This window comes from Collimonas fungivorans Ter331 (genome assembly GCF_000221045.1).
Lineage (GTDB): Bacteria > Pseudomonadota > Gammaproteobacteria > Burkholderiales > Burkholderiaceae_D > Collimonas > Collimonas fungivorans_A.
In genome coordinates this window covers 3,655,910-3,674,742 of the sequence record NC_015856.1, presented here as the reverse complement: position 1 = coordinate 3,674,742, position 18,833 = coordinate 3,655,910, and the positions used below count along the sequence as shown (strand labels likewise).

Annotated in this window: 17 protein-coding genes and 1 pseudogene; 9 read left to right on the top strand and 9 right to left on the bottom strand. The window is 60.9% G+C overall.

The genetic code is table 11. From position 1 onward, the window contains the following. Positions 1-63 precede the first annotated feature (63 nt). The 5 genes and pseudogenes from hscB to iscX all read left to right on the top strand — a co-directional run bounded on the left by hscB (position 64) and on the right by iscX (position 3,727). The gene (gene hscB, locus CFU_RS16130; RefSeq protein WP_041742200.1) at positions 64-579 is read left to right on the top strand and encodes a Fe-S protein assembly co-chaperone HscB; all 516 of its coding nucleotides are present in this window, start codon (positions 64-66) and stop codon (positions 577-579) included. Positions 580-607: 28 nt separating this feature from the next. Continuing rightward, complete coding sequence (locus CFU_RS16125; RefSeq protein ID WP_014007104.1) at positions 608-1,222, top strand: LysE family translocator; 615 nt, start codon at positions 608-610, stop codon at positions 1,220-1,222. A 21-nt stretch (positions 1,223-1,243) separates the two neighbouring features. Next, positions 1,244-3,110 (top strand): annotated as a pseudogene (gene hscA, locus CFU_RS16120) (Fe-S protein assembly chaperone HscA). A gap of 54 nt (positions 3,111-3,164) precedes the next feature. Beyond that, positions 3,165-3,503, top strand: a complete 339-nt coding sequence (gene fdx, locus CFU_RS16115) for an ISC system 2Fe-2S type ferredoxin (protein WP_014007101.1) — start codon at positions 3,165-3,167, stop codon at positions 3,501-3,503. A gap of 29 nt (positions 3,504-3,532) precedes the next feature. Further along, entirely contained in the window at positions 3,533-3,727 is a 195-nt protein-coding gene (iscX, locus tag CFU_RS16110) for a Fe-S cluster assembly protein IscX (RefSeq protein WP_041743587.1), read from the top strand. A 253-nt stretch (positions 3,728-3,980) separates the two neighbouring features. On the opposite strand, the gene CFU_RS16105 is transcribed toward iscX, so the two are convergent. The 3 genes from CFU_RS16105 to prfB form a co-directional block, all read right to left on the bottom strand. Then, on the bottom strand, positions 3,981-4,664 hold the full coding sequence (locus CFU_RS16105) for a glycine zipper 2TM domain-containing protein (RefSeq protein WP_050808619.1): 684 nt from the start codon (positions 4,662-4,664) through the stop codon (positions 3,981-3,983). A gap of 281 nt (positions 4,665-4,945) precedes the next feature. Further along, positions 4,946-6,472: a lysine--tRNA ligase gene (lysS, locus tag CFU_RS16100; RefSeq protein ID WP_014007099.1), complete on the bottom strand. Its 1,527-nt coding sequence runs from the start codon at positions 6,470-6,472 to the stop codon at positions 4,946-4,948. Positions 6,473-6,573: 101 nt separating this feature from the next. Further along, positions 6,574-7,678, bottom strand: a protein-coding gene (gene prfB, locus CFU_RS16095; RefSeq protein WP_148264860.1) for a peptide chain release factor 2 whose coding sequence is annotated in 2 segments (ribosomal slippage) — positions 6,574-7,596 and positions 7,598-7,678 — 1,104 coding nt in all. Because the reading frame shifts where the segments join, the coding sequence is not laid out codon by codon here. A gap of 273 nt (positions 7,679-7,951) precedes the next feature. Here prfB and CFU_RS16090 point away from each other — a divergent pair. After that, positions 7,952-8,671: a hypothetical protein gene (locus tag CFU_RS16090; RefSeq protein ID WP_041742199.1), complete on the top strand. Its 720-nt coding sequence runs from the start codon at positions 7,952-7,954 to the stop codon at positions 8,669-8,671. Positions 8,672-8,688: 17 nt separating this feature from the next. On the opposite strand, the gene CFU_RS16085 is transcribed toward CFU_RS16090, so the two are convergent. Together CFU_RS16085 and CFU_RS16080 are read right to left on the bottom strand one after the other, a co-directional pair. Next, on the bottom strand, positions 8,689-8,970 hold the full coding sequence (locus tag CFU_RS16085; RefSeq protein ID WP_014007095.1) for a helix-turn-helix domain-containing protein: 282 nt from the start codon (positions 8,968-8,970) through the stop codon (positions 8,689-8,691). Further along, positions 8,967-9,344: a type II toxin-antitoxin system RelE/ParE family toxin gene (locus tag CFU_RS16080; protein ID WP_014007094.1), complete on the bottom strand. Its 378-nt coding sequence runs from the start codon at positions 9,342-9,344 to the stop codon at positions 8,967-8,969. Before CFU_RS16080 ends, CFU_RS16085 begins: the two co-directional genes overlap by 4 nt. Positions 9,345-9,533: 189 nt before the next feature. Between CFU_RS16080 and CFU_RS16075 the strand changes: the two genes are divergently transcribed. Then, positions 9,534-10,136, top strand: a complete 603-nt coding sequence (locus tag CFU_RS16075) for a DJ-1/PfpI family protein (protein ID WP_014007093.1) — start codon at positions 9,534-9,536, stop codon at positions 10,134-10,136. Further along, positions 10,124-11,131, top strand: coding sequence for a GlxA family transcriptional regulator (locus tag CFU_RS16070; protein WP_014007092.1), 1,008 nt, complete (start codon positions 10,124-10,126; stop codon positions 11,129-11,131). The genes CFU_RS16075 and CFU_RS16070 overlap by 13 nt, the downstream gene beginning before the upstream one ends. Before the next feature lie 88 nt (positions 11,132-11,219). Here CFU_RS16070 and recJ read toward each other — a convergent pair whose 3' ends face one another. Further along, positions 11,220-12,914: a single-stranded-DNA-specific exonuclease RecJ gene (gene recJ, locus CFU_RS16065; protein ID WP_014007091.1), complete on the bottom strand. Its 1,695-nt coding sequence runs from the start codon at positions 12,912-12,914 to the stop codon at positions 11,220-11,222. Next, positions 12,911-14,002: a hypothetical protein gene (locus CFU_RS16060; protein ID WP_041743582.1), complete on the bottom strand. Its 1,092-nt coding sequence runs from the start codon at positions 14,000-14,002 to the stop codon at positions 12,911-12,913. Before CFU_RS16060 ends, recJ begins: the two co-directional genes overlap by 4 nt. Before the next feature lie 132 nt (positions 14,003-14,134). On the opposite strand from CFU_RS16060, the gene CFU_RS16055 reads away from it, so the two are divergent. After that, positions 14,135-14,644 carry a DinB family protein gene (locus tag CFU_RS16055; protein WP_041742198.1) on the top strand — a complete coding sequence of 170 codons (510 nt, stop codon included), beginning with the start codon at positions 14,135-14,137 and terminating at the stop codon, positions 14,642-14,644. 52 nt (positions 14,645-14,696) lie between these two features. On the opposite strand, the gene CFU_RS24915 is transcribed toward CFU_RS16055, so the two are convergent. Both CFU_RS24915 and CFU_RS16045 read right to left on the bottom strand, forming a co-directional pair. Then, on the bottom strand, positions 14,697-16,625 hold the full coding sequence (locus CFU_RS24915) for a PstS family phosphate ABC transporter substrate-binding protein (protein WP_190275163.1): 1,929 nt from the start codon (positions 16,623-16,625) through the stop codon (positions 14,697-14,699). An 11-nt stretch (positions 16,626-16,636) separates the two neighbouring features. After that, on the bottom strand, positions 16,637-18,790 hold the full coding sequence (locus CFU_RS16045) for a TonB-dependent siderophore receptor (protein ID WP_014007087.1): 2,154 nt from the start codon (positions 18,788-18,790) through the stop codon (positions 16,637-16,639). Positions 18,791-18,833: the final 43 nt, after the last annotated feature.

Genomic DNA, 18,833 nt, shown 5'->3' with positions numbered 1-18,833 from the left:
ACCCGCACCACGTTGGATTGGACCAAGCCTGTTGTACTCCAACAGGCTTTTGTTTTAAGAGCCATGCAAAATCACTTTGAACTGTTCCACCTGCCTCAACGCTTCACGCTGGATAGCGCGGCGCTGGACCGCGCCTATCACGAGGTGCAGAACCAGACGCATCCAGACCGTTTCGCCAGCGCCAGTGGCGCCGAGAAGCGGGTGGCGATGCAATGGACTACGCGCGCCAACGAGGCCTACCAGACCCTGAAAAGCCCGTTCAAGCGCGCCGCCTACCTGTGCGAGCTGAACGGCGTCGAGCTGCAGGCGGAGTCGAACACGGCGATGCCGGCGGCGTTCCTGATGCAGCAGATGGAATGGCGCGAAACGCTGGACGATGCGCGCGCCGGCAAGGACCTGGCGGCGCTGGAACAGCTGGACCTTGAACTGCGCGCTGCCCGCAAGGCCGACCTGCAGCGCATAGGCGACTTGCTGGATGCACAGGATTTCCAGCAGGCTGCGCAATATGTGCGGCAGCTGATGTTCCTGGAAAAATTTGGGGAAGAGATCGGCAATGCATTCGCCGTTCTTGAATCGTAAAACACCACTTTATTAGCCGAGTACGAACATGCCTGAAATCTGGTTATTCCTGATTGCCGCAATGACACTGACCCTGGCCCCGGGGCCGGATAATATCTACGTGCTGACGCGCGGCATCACCCAGGGCCGCAAGGCTGGTTTGGTCGCCGCCGCGGGTTTCAGTTCCGGCCTGATTTTCCATACCATGCTGGCGGTGCTGGGTTTTGCCGCGCTGATCAAGGCTTCGCCGCTGGCGTATTCCTTGCTGCGTTATGCCGGCGCGGCTTACTTGATCTATATCGGCGTGCGCACCTTGCGTTCGCATTCGGCGATTCAGCTGCAGGGCAATGCCGAGCCGATGAAGTTGTCGCGCATCTACTGGCAGAGCGTGATCGCCAATATGCTGAATCCGAAGGTGACCTTGTTCTTCATCGCCTTCCTGCCGCAGTTCGTGAACGAAAGCGCGGGCCACATCCCGGCGCAGATGCTGCTGCTGGCAGCCGTATTCATCGTGCAGGCGCTGGCCATCCTTAGCGTGGTCGCCCTGTTTTCCGGCATGGTCGGCGCCTTCTTCCAGCGCAAAAAATCGGCCGCCACCATCATGAACCGACTGGCAGGCTCTGCATTCATCGCGCTCGGTATCCGCATCGCCCTGCCACAATAAAGCAATAAACGAAAACACCCTATGGCACTTTTACAAATTTCCGAGCCAGGCATGTCCACCGCGCCGCATCAGCATCGGCTGGCGGTGGGGATAGACCTGGGCACCACCAATTCCCTGGTCGCCACGGTGCGCAACAGCATTCCCGAAGTGCTGAACGACGAAGCAGGACGACCATTGCTGCCGTCCATCGTGCGTTACCTGCCGAACGGCAATGCACATATCGGCTACAAGGCGCAGGCGGCGCAGACCACCGATCCGAAGAACACCATCCTGTCGGTCAAGCGTTTCATGGGGCGCGGCCTGAAGGACATCGCCTACGCCGAAAACCTGCCTTACGATTTCCTCGATGTGCCGGGCATGGTGCAGTTGAAGACCGCCGCCGGCATCAAGAGCCCGGTCGAAATCTCCGCCGAAATCCTAGCGACCTTGCGCCAACAGGCGGAAGATGCGCTGGGCGACGACCTGGTCGGCGCCGTGATTACCGTGCCTGCCTATTTCGACGATGCGCAGCGCCAGGCCACCAAGGACGCCGCCAAGCTGGCCGGCCTGAATGTGCTGCGCCTGCTCAATGAACCGACCGCGGCTGCGATCGCCTACGGGCCTGGATAACGCCTCGGAAGGCGTGTACGTGGTCTACGACCTGGGCGGCGGCACCTTCGATATCTCGATCCTGAAGCTGACCAAGGGCGTATTTGAAGTATTGGCGACCGGCGGCGACTCGGCGCTGGGCGGCGACGATTTCGACCACCGGATATTTTGCTGGATCAGCCAGCAGGCCGGACTGGCGCCGTTGTCCGACGAAGACACGCGGATCCTGATGGTCAAGGCGCGTGAAGCCAAGGAACTGCTTTCGACCAAGGCGGAAGTCAGCATCGATGCTGCCTTGAATTCCGGCGAGCGGGTCCATTTACAGCTGACGTCAGCGATTTTTGATGAGATCACCCAGCATCTGGTGGCCAAGACGCTGACGCCGACCCGCAAGGCGCTGCGCGACGCCGAACTGACGGTGGACGATGTCGACGGCGTGGTGCTGGTCGGCGGCGCAACCCGCATGCCCAGCATCCGCAAGGCCGTCGGCGCTTACTTCGAAACCACGCCGCTGGCGAATATCGATCCGGACAAGGTAGTGGCGCTGGGCGCCGCGATCCAGGCCAACCTGCTGGCCGGCAACCGCGCTCCGGGCGATGACTGGCTGCTGCTGGATGTGATCCCGCTGTCGCTGGGCATAGAGACCATGGGCGGACTGGTGGAGAAGGTAATCCCACGCAATTCGACCATCCCTTGCGCGCGCGCGCAGGAATTCACCACCTTCAAGGATGGCCAGACCGCGATGGCAATCCAGGTCCTGCAGGGCGAGCGCGAGCTGGTCAGCGATTGCCGTTCGCTGGCGAAGTTCGAGCTGCGCGGCATCCCGCCGATGGCGGCCGGCGCGGCGCGGATACGCGTGACCTACCAGGTCGACGCCGACGGTTTGCTGTCGGTCTCGGCGCGTGAACTGCGCTCCGGCGTGGAAGCATCGATCAGCGTCAAGCCTTCGTACGGCCTGGCGGATGACGACATCGCCCGCATGCTGCAGGAATCGTTTGCTTCGGCCGATGTCGACATGCAGGCGCGCGCGCTGAAAGAAGAGCAGGTGGAGGCCGAGCGCATTGTGCTGGCCACCGAATCGGCATTGTCCGCCGACGCTGCGTTGTTGTCCGAGCAGGAGCGCGTGGATATAGCCGCTTTGATCGATGCCGTGCGCGTGCAGGCGCAGGGCACAGACCATCTGGCGATCAAGGCCGCAGTCGATGCGCTGGCGCACGGCACCGAAGAATTCGCCGCGCGCCGCATGGACCGCAGCGTGCATGATGCGCTGACCGGCAAGACACTGGATCAAGTGTCATAAAAATCAGATTAATTAAATAGATTAATAAGCCAACCTATTCCCGAGGTAAACCAAGTGCCCCAAATCGTCGTATTGCCCCATCCTACCTTCTGCCCGGAAGGCGTCGTGATCGAAGCCCCGCGCGGCCAATCCGTCTGCGACGCCTTGCTCGCCAACGATATCGAGATCGAGCACGCTTGCGAAAAATCCTGCGCTTGCACTACCTGCCATGTAATAGTGCGCGAAGGATTTGCATCGCTGGGCGAGCTGGACGACAAAGAAGAAGACTTGCTGGATATGGCCTGGGGGCTGGAAGCGACTTCGCGCCTGTCGTGCCAGGCAATTGTCGCCGACGAAGACCTGGTGGTCGAGATTCCGAAGTACACGATCAACCACGCCAGCGAAAACCACTAAGCGAGAGGACCTGCACCATGAGCGACACCATGAAGTGGACCGATACATTACGCGTTGCCGAAGCCTTGTACGACAAATTTCCGGATACCGATCCGGAGAAGATCCGCTTTACCGACCTGCACAAATGGGTGCTGGAACTGGATGGTTTCGACGATGAGCCAAACCGCTCCGGCGAAAAAATCCTGGAAGCGATACAAGCTGCCTGGATAGAAGAAGCCCGCTAAGAAACCTCGGCACAAAGAAAAACCCGCTGTGGCTACAATCGTAGCGACAGCGGGTTTTTTTATTGGCAGAGCAGTGTGGTGCTTCGTAAATGGTGGAGCCACAGAAGTGCTGATTTTTTGTGCCAGGCTAGGCGGATGGCCGCCCCGCGCAAACCGGAGCGATAGTGGCGCTATCGCGAGGATTCGCAACGACGCATGGTGCAAAAAAGCAGTGCTTATGTGGTTTCATCATTTGCGCAGCACCGCACTAGTATTAGCCGCGGCCTTCCAGGTGGCCGTTGACGACCTGCACCGGATCGCCGACGCGCCATCCCTGGCCGGATTGCGGGAAGGTACGTGCCTTGCCGTCCTCCATCCGCACCACGACCTGGTAGGTAGTGTTGGTGCGGGTGCGTTTTTCCACTTCATTACCGGCAAAACCGCCGCCGACGGCGCCTGCTACAGTCGCCAGGGTATTACCGTTGCCATGGCCGACCTGGTGGCCGAGAACGCCGCCCAGCACCGCGCCAGCGGCAATCCCCAGGCCGCTAGGCGGGGCTGCATGCTGGATAGCCTGTATCGATTCCACCCGGCCGCAGCTATGGCAGATGGCCGGCGATGGTGCAGACACTGGCGCTGGTTCCTGCTGGCGCGGCGCTTGCGCATATTCAGGGCGCGGAGCCGAGCGCGGCTGTTGCTGCTGAGCCTGGGCCGGCTGCTGCTGGTAGTAGCCGTTCTGGCCTGCCGGCGCGCCGTTTGCCTGCTGCTGGGCGCCAGGCTGCTGGCTGTTATAGTCCCCAGGAGCTGCCGACATCGCCGCGACCGGCGCCGGTGTCGAATTCGAACTAGGAAACAGGCCGGTCATGGCGGCTACGCCGACCAGGCTGGCCAAGGTCACTGCTACTGCTGCGGCAGCAACCAGAGGATGAATGCGGTTGTTTGGTTTTGGGCTGTCCATTATTACCTCCAGGAATTTTTGTTTGTTGACTAATGTAATTATCAAAGGTTCAGATACGGAACGCTATGTTGATAATGTGTCAGATGTATCCTTATGTAACGAGTTTAAGCGCTACCGAAGAAATCTGCAAAACATGCCAATAATTAGGGTCAGAGTCGAATTATTTCTGGCGACTGCGTGGATTTGTACTCCGTAGTACGTCAAATGGGGTCAGAGTAATTTACGACGATGAGACTGTCGTAAAAAAACTCTGACCCCATTTGACTGCGCGCGTCGATGATTTAGTCTTCGCGGCGCAGATGCGGGAACAGGAGCACGTCGCGGATGTTGGGCGAGTCGGTGATCAGCATCATCAGGCGGTCGATGCCGATGCCGCAGCCGCCGGTCGGAGGCATGCCGTACTCCAGCGCGCGGATGTAGTCGGCGTCGTAATACATGGCTTCTTCGTCGCCGGCGTCCTTGGCTGCAACCTGCGCCTGGAAGCGGGCGGCCTGGTCTTCCGAATCGTTCAGCTCGGAGAAGCCGTTGGCGATTTCGCGGCCGGTGACGAACAGCTCGAAACGCTCGGTGATGCCGGGCACGGTATCGGAAGCGCGCGCCAGCGGCGATACTTCGACCGGATAGTCGACGATGTAGGTCGGATCCCACAACTGCGCTTCGGCGGTTTCTTCAAACAGGGCCAGCTGCAGCGCGCCGAGGCCGGCGTGGGCATGCGGCTTGACGCCGAATTTCTTCAGCTCGGCCTTGATGAATTCCGCATCCTGCAATTGCGCGTCCTGGTATTGCGGCGCGTACTTGTTGATGGCGCCGACGATGGTCAGGCGCTGGAACGGCTTGCTCAGGTCCAGCTCGCGGCCCTGGTAGGTCAGGGTGGCGGTGCCGTGGGCATCGATCGCGGCCTGGCGGATCACCTGTTCGGTGAAGTTCATCAGCCATTGGTAATCGACATAAGCCGCATAGAATTCCATCATCGTGAATTCAGGATTGTGGCGCGGCGATACGCCTTCATTACGGAAGTTGCGGTTGACTTCAAACACGCGTTCGAAACCGCCGACCACCAGCCGCTTCAGGTACAGCTCAGGCGCGATGCGCAGGAACATCTGCATGTCCAGCGCATTGTGATGGGTGATGAAAGGCTTGGCCGCGGCGCCGCCGGGGATGGCGTGCAGCATCGGCGTTTCGACTTCCATGAAGTCGTTCTGTTCCATGAAGCGGCGGATCGACGACATCGCAGCGGTGCGCACCTTGAAAGTGCGGCGCGTATCTTCGTTGATGATCAGGTCGACGTAGCGCTGGCGGTACTTGGTTTCCTGGTCGGCCAGGCCGTGGAACTTGTCCGGCAGCGGGCGCAGCGATTTGGTCAGCAAGCGCAGCGTGGTGACCTTGATCGACAGTTCGCCGGTCTTGGTCTTGAACAGCGTGCCTTCGGCGCCGAGGATGTCGCCCAGGTCGTAATGCTTGAAGCTGTCGTAGTTCTCTTCGCCGATGTTTTCCTTGGTGATGAACAGCTGGATGCGGCCGTCGGCCTTGCTGCCCGAAGCATCCTGCAGGGTCGCGAAGGAAGCCTTGCCCATCACCCGTTTCAGCATCATGCGGCCGGCGACCACGACCTTGACTGCGGCCACGTCCAGCGTTTCGTTTTCCTGGGCGGCGTATTCGGCCTGGATCGCGGCTGCCTTGTGCGTCGGCCGGAAATCGTTGGGGAAAGCCACACCTTGGGCGCGCAGGGCGCCGAGCTTGTTGCGGCGTTCCGCAATGATCTTGTTTTCGTCTTGCGGGACAGGTTGCTGCTGATTGTCTGTCGTCATGTCAGTGTCTTTTCAAATGATGCGGTGAAACGTCTGTGGTGCGGCGGGAAGGCAGCGCCGCGGACACTGTCCGCGGCACGGTTTGCAGCCGAATTTGCAACTTACACGCCTTGCTTGAGCGAAGCCGCGATGAAGTCGTCAAGGTCGCCGTCGAGGATAGCCTTGGTGTTGCCGCTCTCGAAGTTGGTGCGCAAATCCTTGATGCGCGACTGGTCCAGCACGTAAGAGCGGATCTGGTGGCCCCAGCCGACGTCGGTCTTGGAGTCTTCCAGTTTCTGCTGCTCGCTCATGCGCTTGCGCAATTCCAGTTCATACAGCTTGGCTTTCAGCATGTCCCACGCTTCGGCGCGGTTGCGGTGCTGGCTGCGGTCGTTCTGGCATTGCACCACAATGCCGGACGGCATGTGCGTCAGGCGCACCGCGGAGTCGGTCTTGTTGATGTGCTGGCCGCCGGCGCCGGATGCGCGATAGGTATCGACGCGGACGTCGGCCGGGTTGACGTCGATATCGATCGAGTCGTCCACTTCCGGGTACACGAACAGGCTGGAGAACGAAGTGTGGCGGCCGTTGGCGGAATCGAAGGGCGACTTGCGCACCAGGCGATGGACGCCGGTTTCAGTACGCAGGAAGCCATAGGCGTAATCGCCTTCGACTTTCAGCGTAGCGGTCTTGATGCCCGCAACTTCGCCATCCGACTGTTCCAGGATGTCGACCTTGAAACCCTTGCGTTCGCAGTAGCGCAGGTACTGGCGCAGCAGCATCGAGGCCCAATCCTGCGCTTCGGTGCCGCCGGCGCCGGCCTGGATGTCGATGAAGCAGTTGTTAGGATCCATCGGATTGCTGAACATGCGGCGGAATTCCATGCCTTCGACCAGCTTGCGCAGGCCTTCGGTATCGGCTTCGACCGCCTCGATGGTTTCTTCGTCCTGCTCTTCGCGCGCCATCTGGAACAGGTCGCTGGTGTCGCGCAGATCGGCCTGGATCTTGGTCAGCGTCAGCACGATGGCTTCCAGCGATTTCTTTTCCTTGCCCAGGTCCTGGGCGCGCTTCTGGTCGTTCCAGATTTCCGGATCTTCCAGTTCGCCGTTGACCTGGTCGAGTTTCTCTAACTTCGTATCGAAGTCAAAGATACCTCCGTAGTTCGGCTTCGCGGCTGGTCAGGTCCGCAAGCAGGTTTTGTAGGGAATTTAAGCGTTCGGCTTCCATTTTCGGCTCTTTTGCAATCAAACCCTAAATTATACGCCAGCCCCATGGCAGATGGCGCTGCAGATTGTATTCTGGACCAGATTGGGGCACGTTTCGCATGAAATATGCACAAATGTGAACCATTGCAACAAGCCGGATATCGAAGCTGCAACCCGAAGTTGCAACGTTTAGAATGGATTGCACGCTTGATAATTTACCAGCCTGGCCCCGCCGCCCATGTCGATTAAGGCACAAATCCATCGTTGCGATGTTGTTTTGCCATCGGTTTTGCCGATGAGCTTGCCGATCGGCCTGCTGTGCCTGACGCTTAGCGCGTGCAGCATGCTGGCGCCGACCCCGGCCCCGCATGGCGAAGTGCAGGGCTCATCCACCAGCGGCAGCGAGCTGGCGCAATCCGACGTCAACCGCTTCGCCACCCTTGGCATGCGCGACAACCTCGACAGCCTGTATCGCCTGCTGGACAAATTGTACCGGCGCAATCCCGCCGAATGGAAAAAGACTGCCGCCAGCCGCGAGCTGGCGATCAAGCGCGTGCGCGACGCTATCGAAGCGCGCCAGTCGTGGCCGGAGCTGCAGGGAAAGCACGACATCCAGGCGCTGTCGCTGGCGCTGGCTCCGGATTTCGGCGGCGACCGCGCGGCGGCTTTCATCTACGGCGCGGCCGACATGATCATCGTCGCCCACGGCGGCAAGACCAGGTTCTACCTGATCGACGGCTTCGACGCCCAATACCTGTACAACGCTGCCCGCAACATGGAAATCGCGTCGTGGATACTCAACAGCCGGAAAAATGCCGCCGGCCAGCCTTTGCTGCTGTCCAACGACATGAGCGAGAGCGAGCGCAACATCAGTTTCGAGAGGGAATTCGGCAAGATCATCGGCCGTATCGATTTGCTGGCAGAGATGACGACCGAGAAGTACAAGCGGGCCGGCATCAGCTACATGCAGAACCTGGTGGGAGGTAGTTTCCTGCAGTTCTTGCCAGTGCGCTGAAACCGTTCACCCGCTATTCAGGCGACTTCCAGTTCGACGTGGACGCGGCGGCCAAGCGCAGTGGCGATGTTCACCAATGCATCCAGGGAAAAGCGCGACACGCGGCCGCGCAGCAGGTCGTTCACGCGCGGCTGGCTGATGCCGCAGTGGCTTGCGGCCTCGGTTTGCGTCCACGCACTTTGTTTCACGATGTCGGCAATTTTTTGCATCAGTTCCGAACGGGCGCGCAGGTTCGCGGCCTGTTCTGGCGAATCGGCAATTGCGTCCCATACGCTGGCGTAGCTTTCGATCTTTTTCATTTCTCACCTCTGAGCAACTGTGCAAAGCGGTCCTTGGCGATCTCGATGTCGTGTTTGGCGGTGGCTTGTGTCTTCTTCTGGAAGGCATGCAGCACGTACACCGCATCGGCAAACCGGGCGGTATACACAACCCGGTAAATGCCCGCGTGATCCCGCACCCGGATTTCTTCCACTCCCTTGCCGATGGACGGCATCGGCTTGAAATCACCCGGCTGCTTGCCTTTTTGCACTTTATCCAGCTGATACCCGACATCCTGCTTCGCGTCTTCGGAAAATTCGCGCAGACGTTTCAGCGAGTCGCCAAGGAAGCGAACCGGCTTGATGTTTTGATTATACTGGATTGGATATATTTTGCAATTGCTGTCGATTGGCATGGCAAGTCCATATATGCTGGCGCACCATTGGCACGCCGGATATGCCTATCCGGCTGCTCGAAAGATGTCCGGTTTTGTCCGCATTATGTCTACGGAGGGCATTTTTCGATATTGGCCGCCGGCTTAACATGGTCCTCAACGATGGCAGTCCGGTCCCCGGGCGCCGCGTGTGGCGGACGAGGTTAAAAGATGTTGAGCGTGGGAATACTGGTGTTTGACGATGTTGAAATCCTGGATTTTGCCGGCCCCTATGAAGTGTTTTCAACTGCCGCCCGGGTCCATGGCCGGATGAACTGCAACGGCGCGGCGGCAAACCTGTTCAAGTGTTTCCTGGTCGCGCCCGCGATGCGGCCGGTGCGGACAAGGGGCGGAATGAAAGTGCTGCCGGATTGCGTGTTGACGCCATCTTCGGATATCGACGTGCTGATAGTGCCGGGCGGCGATGTTTCGGCAATCCTCAATGACGACGCGGTAATCCGCTGGATTGCCGCCCAGCATTCCGGCACCGTGATTACCGCATCGGTCTGCACCGGCGCCTTCTTGCTGGCCAAGGCCGGTTTGCTGGACGGGCTGGATGTCACCACGCATTGGGAAGACCAGGACCAGCTGCAGGCAAGTTTCCCCACGCTCATGGTCAAGCGCGGCGTAGCCTGGGTCGATTGCGGTAAAGTGGTGACTTCCGGCGGCATTTCGGCAGGCATCGACATGAGCCTGCACCTGGTCGAACGATTGGCCGGTCCCGAACTCGCCGCCGCCACGGCCAAACAGATGGAGTATCGATGGCTGCAATAGCCGACAACACACGCACTGGCGAGACCACCATCCCGGTCTATTTCCTGCTGCGCGACGCAACCATGACGCTTGACCTGATGGGTCCGGCGGAAGTGCTGCGTTATGCCAACCGGATCGCGGAACGGGAAGGGCGCGCGGACTTTTTCGACCTGCGTTACGTCAGTGCGGCCAGCACCATCAGCATTTCGCTTGGACTCGGCCTGACCGGCTTCAGCGACCTGCCGGACAGCTTGCCGCCCAACGCCATGCTGATGCTGCACGGCTGCGTAGGCAGCGACGATGATTTCAGCAGCGCCAACGACCAGCGCGCCGTGGCATGGCTGCGCGCACACTGGCAGGATTCGCATCGCCTGCTGTGCAGCTGCACCGGCGCCTTGTTGGCCGGTTATGCAGGTTTGCTCGACGGCCGCCAGTGCACCACGCACCACAGCCATTGCGACGACTTGCGGCGCATCGCGCCGCGGGCGCATGTATTGGAAAACCGCATTTTTGTCGAAGACCGCAACATCTACACCAGCGCCGGCGTCACTACCGGCATCGACCTGGCGCTGCACGTGGTAGCGCAAATCGCCGGCCACGCCCGCAGCGCTTCGATCGCCCGTTCGCTGGTGATCTACATGCGGCGCGCCGGCAGCGACCCGCAGCTGTCGCCGTGGCAGGCCTGCCGCAATCACTTGCATCCGGCGGTACACCGGGTGCAAGACGCCGTGATCGGCAATCCGGCCAACGACTGGGACCTGCAGCAGCTGGCAGAAATCGCCTGCACCAGCGAGCGCCATCTGACGCGTCTGTTCCGCGAGCAAACCGGCAGCAGCCTGGTCGACTACATCCAGCGCATCCGCGTCGCCCTGGTGCGCGAATTGCTGACGCAATCCAAGCTGGACATGGAACAGGTAGCGCAGCAAGCCGGTTTCAATTCAACCCGCCAGCTGCGCCGGGTCTGGAGCAAATTCGAAAACTTCCCGCCGAGCCAGCAACGCCAGCTCAGCAGTTAATTAGGGTCAGAGTCGAATTGTTTGAGAAAACAATTCGACTCTGACCCTAATTAACGGGCCATGGGGCATTACGTTCCGCGCTCAAGGATTACATCGCTTCCGCGTGTTCCACCATCAGTTGTACCTTGGTAACGCCGTTATATTCATTGGCGTCCAAGCGAAACGCTACCTTGGCCTTGCTCCCCAGTTCATCGGTATGCCCGAACCAGATTGCATCGTAGCGCGTGCCGTTGCGTTCCAACAGCAGCTTTAGATGTTTCTCTTTCAGGATGCGTTGACTAACCACCCTGAATTCGTCGCAAAACAGCGGCGGCGCAAAACCCTGTCCCCACACCTGGCCATCCATCAATTCAATGAATTGCGTGGTGTAGTAGGCATCTTCCAGCGGTCCGTCGGTTTCAATCACACGTTCCAGCTGGCTCTGCCCCAGCCATTCACGTCCGACTTTTTCGAAGGCGGCGGCGAACGCATCGAAGGCGTCGGCGCGAATGGTTAACCCGGCTGCCATCGCATGGCCGCCGAATTTCTGGATCAGGCTGGGTGCGTGCTTGGACACCAGGTCCAGCGCATCGCGCAAATGGAAACCGGGAATCGAACGGCCCGATCCTTTGATCAAGCCTTCGCCGCCCGGCGCGAAAGTAATGGTGGGGCGATAAAATTTATCCTTCAGGCGTGAGGCGACGATGCCGATCACGCCCTGGTGCCAGGAGGCGTCGAACACGCTGATGGTGGTGCTGTCCTGCGGCTTGAAGTCATCCAGCAAGGCCAGCGCGGTGTCCTGCATGCCGGCTTCGATATCGCGCCGTTCGCGATTGATGGCGTCGAGCTGCTGGGCAATGGCCCAGGCGCGGCCTTCGTCGTCGGTGGTCAGGCATTCGATGCCGAGCGCCATGTCGGCCAGGCGGCCGGCGGCGTTCAGGCGCGGGCCCAGCGCAAAACCCAGGTCGAACGGCGTGGCGCGCCGGGCTTCGCGGCCGGCGGCGCGGAACAGCGCGGCGATGCCGGCATGCATGCGGCCGGCGCGCATGCGCTTCAGGCCTTGCGCTACCAGGATGCGGTTGTTGGCGTCCAGCTTGACGACGTCGGCTACGGTGCCGAGCGCCACCAGGTCGAGCAGCACATCCAGTTTCGGCTGGCTCTGCGCATCGAACACGCCGCGCCGGCGAAGTTCCGCGCGCAAGGCCAGCAAGACGTAGAACATGACGCCGACGCCGGCCAGGTTCTTGCTGGGAAAACCGCATTCCGGCTGGTTAGGATTGACGATGACTCTTGCCGCCGGCAGCGTATCGGCCGGCAAGTGATGGTCGGTCACCACTACTTCGATGCCGCGCCGGTTGGCTTCGGCCACGCCGTCGATGCTGGCGATGCCGTTGTCGACCGTGACGATGATGTCCGGCGATTTTTCGCGCGCGGTCAGTTCGACGATTTCCGGCGTCAGGCCGTAGCCGTACTCGAAGCGATTCGGCACGATGAAGTCGATATTCGCGCCTAGCAGGCGCAAGCCGCGCAGGCCGACGGCGCAAGCGGTGGCGCCGTCGCAATCGTAATCGGCGACGATCACCATTTTCTTTTTTGCGGCGATAGCGTCGGCGAGAAAAATGGCGGCGGCATCGATGTGCAGCAGGCCGGACGGCGGGATCAGGGCGTTCAGTTCGCTTTCCAGCTCCTTGGCGTCGAGCAGGCCGCGTGCCGTGTACACGCGCGCCAGCACCGGATGGATGCCGCTCTGGCACAGCCGTTCGGAGTCGCGGAAGGAATAAGGGCGGGTAACGATGCGGGTCATAATAAATGCGATGATGGATGCAATGGCAATAAACCGGTGAGGGCTGGTTTCAGCCAGAATTTCTTGAGCGAGAGCCGGGTGGTGCTCATTTCAAGCGTATGGCCGCTGTCGGTAACGATCAAGGACAGGCTGTCGAGCCGGCGCTGCTGCATGGCTTGCAGCAAAGGGGCGAAGCATGTGCTTTCGAGGGTTTGCAACTGCCGCAGCCAGTCCGACCATTCGCCTGTCAGGGCTGGCTGGATCAGCTGGCTCAAGGTCAGCAGGCCATGTCCGGGCCTGGCGGCGATCACTTCGCTGATGCCAATGCCGGCATACGCAGCCTTGGCGTACTGGCCGAGGCCGGCGAAACCGTCCGGCAGGTTGAATACTTCGCGCTGGCCGGGCACGCAAGGCTGTGCCACTGCGCCGCCCCATAACCACAGGGAATTCACGGTTTGCCGCCCTTGCATTTCGCGCCGCTCGTTCAGCGGGTGGGCAAACCACAGCATCTGCACTTCATTCTGCAATTTGCGCCAGGCCTGGTCGCCGCTACCCTTCGGCATCCAGATATCGATGTTGTGGCCGCAAGTGGCGTCGGGCGTGGAGGACAACAAGCCTTGCCAGTCGTCGGCGCGCAGGAACCAGGTGCCGGCGTCGCCGTAAACCAGCTCACGGCCGACTTCAGCGAACAGCGGCAGCGCAGCATCGAACAGTTCGCGCGATTCCGCATCGCTCAAGCCGATCTGGCGGATGTCGGTCAGCACCAGGTGGTCGCGGGCGATATGGATATGGGCTGGGTGCAGCATGAACCAGGCGCCTTTTTCAGCGCTCAGCCCCATCGCGCGCATGGCGGCGCAGGCGAGGGCGGGGCTGTTCTGGTTGTCTTGGCCGGGCGCGACGGGTTCGAATGCGGGCAAGGAAAATTGCGACGTCAGCCACATTTCGTGCGGCAAGGCTCTTGCAAAATCGTCAAACGCCTGGCGCCGGGGCCCGGTTTTGGCGCGCGCCATCAGGGTGGCGAGGGCAGGTAGTTTCAATTCACGCAATAAATCGCGCGCCAGTTCGGGCGGCGGCAGGCCGAAGGGCAATAGGATATCTAAATGACTCATGGCGCGATTGTAGGGCATCCCGGGGTCTTGAGTCGATTTGCCTTTACCCACGCGGATTGCGCGGCTGGCATAAAATGAAGGGATTGTAGTGAATCGCCGCCTGCCGGTACGGATCCGCCATGAATGCACACCATGAACACATATAAGCTGCTGACTACCCTGTTTGAGTACAAAGCCTGGGCCAACGACACCTTGTTTTCGACGCTGGCTGCCTTGCCGCCGGAATCCCACGAACGCGAAAAACATGACGCGACGCGCATCTTGAACCATGTCTACGTGGTGGACCGGATTTTTGAAGCCAACCTGCAGCGCCAGCCGCACGACTACCGGGCGCTGAACACCACGGCGACGCCGGCGCTGGCCGACCTGCGCGCGGCGGTCCGTGAAACCGACCGCTGGCTGCTGTCATATGCCGATACGATAACCGAAGCCGAGCTGGCAGAGATCGTCGAGTTCACCTTCGTAGACGGCTCGGCAGGCCGCATGTCGCGCGGCGAGATGCTGACCCACCTGGTCACGCACGGCAACTACCATCGCGGCGCCGTCGGCCGCATCCTGTCGCAGATCGGCGTGCCGCCGCAACGCGATACGCTCACGGTCTTTCTGCACCGGCCGGAACATCTCCGGGCCGATCCGATCTGAGGGATCAACGCGCAAACGCCGCTGGCAGCGTTTGTCTGCTTGCGGCTTTGCTCTATTCGAGCTTTTTCCTTTCCTTCATCAAATCGTCTGCGGACAGCGGCAGATAACCGCCTGCGCCATTTGCCGCTCCGGCTATCAGGCTTTGGCCTGCCGGCGACAAGATCATCCTCAGGTAGTTTGCGAGCTGGGCATCCAGCGCCTTGCCAGGCGGCCGATTGAAATACATCTGCAGATATGTGGCGAGGGGGTATTTGCCCGCCGCCACGTTTTCGCGAGAAGGCATGACCGCAGCCATGCCTTCGGCCGGTGACAGCGGCAATATGCGCAGTGTTGCGGGTATCGGAATGCCGGTCGGGGCGAGCAAGGCAATTCCGTAAGGATCGTTGTCGACCGCCGCCAATACGGCCTGCGGGCTGTCCAGCGCTTCGTAATGCGGAGCAAAGGGATATTTCCCCAGGTGCCGGCTGCGCAAGACGGTGGCGCTGCCGCCATCGTCGCGCAGGCCGTATAGATGGATACGGCGTTGCTGCCAGCTGTCCTTGAGTCCCAGTTGCGACCAGAAATTGATATTGCCCGCAGGGGCGCCCGCGGTAAACACCTGGGCTAACTGTTGCATGGTCAGTCCGGGCAGGGGATTGCGCCGGTTGACGTAGACGGCGGCTGCTCGTTGCCCGCAACCGGCGTAGCCGATGCGGACCAGGAGCGGCGCATATCCCCAGACTTGCCGGAATGCGGCGATTTCGGCGGCGCTCGCTTCATGCGTGACTACTGCCATCGAAGCGGCGTCGGCGGTCAGCGCCGGCAAGCCCGTCGATGACCCTTTGAGCGCCATGCCGATGTTTATTGCCGGCTGTGTGCCGGCAAACATGGCATTGAAGCGCCTGAACAGATCGGTCGCGCCATCCGCTCCGGCCAGGAGCAAACCAGGTGCGGCCGGAACTGATGTGCTGACGCCGCTTCCCGCCAACTCGATTTTTTGCAATTCAGCGCGCACTTCCGCCGCCGACAGCGGAATATAACCGCCGGCCTGGCTAGCGATGATTTCCTGGCCCTGGCGCGACAGCACCAGGCGCAGGTATTCCTTGGCGACCGGATCTAGTGCTTGTCCCGGTTCGCGCCGCAAGTAGAAGTACACATAGCGGCCGTAAGGATAGGTGCCAGCAGCCACATCCTGGCGGCTGCCGCGTGTCTCGCTGCGTCCATCTTCCGACACGATGGCGAGCTGCCTGAGCGCGGCGTTTTCGTGGCCGATGGCGGCAAACGCGATGCCCGCCGGATCCTGTTCCAGCCGTTTCAGGATGGTTTCGGTGCTGCCCCATTGCTCATATGCCGGGCTGACGGGCCGCCCCTGCAATTGTTCTGACTGCATGTACGTGCCCATGCCGGTATATTCAGGCGTGCCGAAAGGATGGATGGCGCGTTCTTTCCAGGCGCCGCTTGCGCCCAGCTGGCCCCAGTGAGACAGGTCGCCTTCCGGATTGCCGTTGCTGAAGATGCGTGCTACCTGGCGGGCGCTCAGGCGTTCGATCGGATTGGCGCGGTTGACGTAGATGCCGATGGAGTACGACATTTCCTGCTGCGCATCGTCGGAAGTATGGGCGATGCGGATTTCCAGCGGCGCCGCGCCGACCGCCTTTTCATAGGCGTCCAGCTCCGCCGCATTGGCGCTGCGCCCCATTGGGCCGAACAGCATCCGTCCGTAGGCGAGCAAAGGCATGGTGGCGGTCGTACCTTTGACATGATCCGAAAAACGCACGCCGGGGTGGCTGCTGGAGAACAAGGCATTGAAACGGTCGATCACGAATTGCGCATGTTCGGCGCCGCCGATGCGGATTGCGCCTTGCTCGTCGAGATAGCTGGCTTGGGGCGACAAGCTCACGCTTTGCGCCTGGTACTCGGGCAGGCCGTCATGCAGCGCCGGCGCCGCAAGCGCCGTTCCGGCGAGGAGTGACAGTCCGCAAGCCAACAATGCTTTCCTCATGCCGTCCGTCCTCAGAAATTCAGCTTGGCGTTGAGCGTAAACTCGCGGCCGGCGCCGATATTGACAAACGGCGTGCCGGTGCAGCAGCTGGCGGTGTAATACGTCGAATCGAAGATGTTCTTGATGTTGAACTGCCAATCCACCGATTGGCCGCCGACCAAAGTATTCCATGACACGAAGGCATCCATCACGCGGCCGTAGGGCAGGTGGTAAACCTTGCCGGTGCCGTCGCCCACCGGCAGGCTGCTGAACACGCGGGCGCCCGCGCCGGCCCTGACCCGGCCTTCAACCGGACCGACGCGCGATACGCCAAAGTCGCGTGTCAGGTACAGCGACGCCGAATGCTTCGGCGTGTTCGGCAGGGGATTTCCCGCCAGCTTGGGATCGTCGGCGTAGCGTGCCTCGGTGTAGGCATAGCTGCCGACCAGGCTCAGGTCCTGGCTGATGCGGCCGTTGGCGTCGAACTCCAGTCCGCGCGACCTGGCTTTGCCGGCGTTGCGGGTATAGTTGACGCCGCCTATGGTTTCGGTGGTCTGGATGTTGCGCTTCTGGATATCGAATACCGCTACCGTGGCAGTCAGGTTTTCGGTTTCCAGCTTCGAGCCGATTTCATAGCCCTTGGCCAGTTCCGGCGGCAACTCGCCTATCGGCGTCGCAATCGAGGTATTCGGCTTGAACGATTCGCTGTAGCTGGCGTACATGGACCAGTCGGGCGCCAGCTTGTACACCACGCCGGCGCGCGGCGTGGCGCGCCCGGCGGCGACCTTGCTGCCGACCACGAAGGGACGGCCCTTGCCGGTCAGCTCATTGAAATATTCATAGCGCGCGCCGGCCAGCAAGATCCAGCGTTGATCCAGATGGATCGAATCCTGCACAAACACGCCGCGCGAAATCAGCTTGTCGGTCTGGTCGCTGTCGGCCGGGCTGATCTTGCTGCCGGCCGGCGTCAGCTGGCCGTAGACTGGATCGTAGATGTTGAACCGGGTGTTGCTCGGGCCGCGGTAGAGCTCGGCCAGCACCCGGTAGTTGCGCATGTAGTCGACGCCGCCGACGATGTCGTGGCGGATCTCGCCCCAGTTTAATTTGCCTTCCAGGTTCAGGGTCAGCGTATGCGCCGACTGCACGCCGTTCTGGGTCGAATCGACGCGGCGGGTGGCGATGCCGGTGGCATAGTTGACCGACAGCACGCGCGCCTGCCAGTCATTGTAGTAGCTGCGGCTGAAGCCGTAGCCGCCGTGCAGGGTCCAGTCGGCGTTGAGCTTGTGGTCGAAGCGCAGGTTGACGGCGTCGGAACGGCCGGCCGAGATATTGTAGGCTTCGTCGAAACGGCGATCGGCGGGTACCGCAACCGGATTGCCGGTGCGCGTATCGATGACGGTGCCGCGGTCAATCGGCACCGAGTAGTTCATGTGTTCGTAGGCGAACGACAGCGTGGTGTCGCGGCCGTACCAGGCCAGCGACGGCGCCACTACCGATTGCGTGGTTTCGCCGAAATTGCGCCAGTAATTGCTGCGTTCGTGGTCGGCGATCAGCCGGTAAGCCAGGCCGGAATCGCCGATCGGCCCGGTCAGGTCGATCTGTTCGCTGAGACCGCCGTAGCTGGTGGTGCCGAGCGTGACCGAGCGCTGGTTTTCCAGCAGCGGTTTTTTGCTGATGACGTTGACCACCCCGCCCGGGTCCATGCTGCCGTAGAGCATGGACGACGGACCTTTCAGCACTTCGATGCGTTCCGTGGTCGGCGTGAAATTGCGCGGCTGCACCGACAGCATGCCGTCGCGCAGCATGGAATTGTCGCGGTTGTCGCCGAAGCCGCGCTTGATGATCGCATCCAGCGTGCCGCCCAGTGTATTGCCCATGTGGACGCCGGATACGGTATCCAGCGATTCGGCCAGGCTGCTCGGCTGGCGATCCTGCAGGAACTGCGAGGTGACGACGCTGACCGCTTGCGGCACGTCGACCAGGGCCGCGTCGCTGCGGCTGCCGACGGACGCGCGTTTGGCCTGGTAACCCTTTTCCGCCGCATCTTCCCGGCTGGCCTTGACGGATACCGTAGGCAGTACATTTTCACTGGCTGCCGCATCGGTATTTGCCTGCGTTTGCACATCGGCTGCGATGGCGCCATGCGTCAACATGACCGAACATATTCCTACTAGTTGCTTTTTCAAAACTTTATCCTCGCCTGGCCATTTATTTTTAATAACAGGCGAT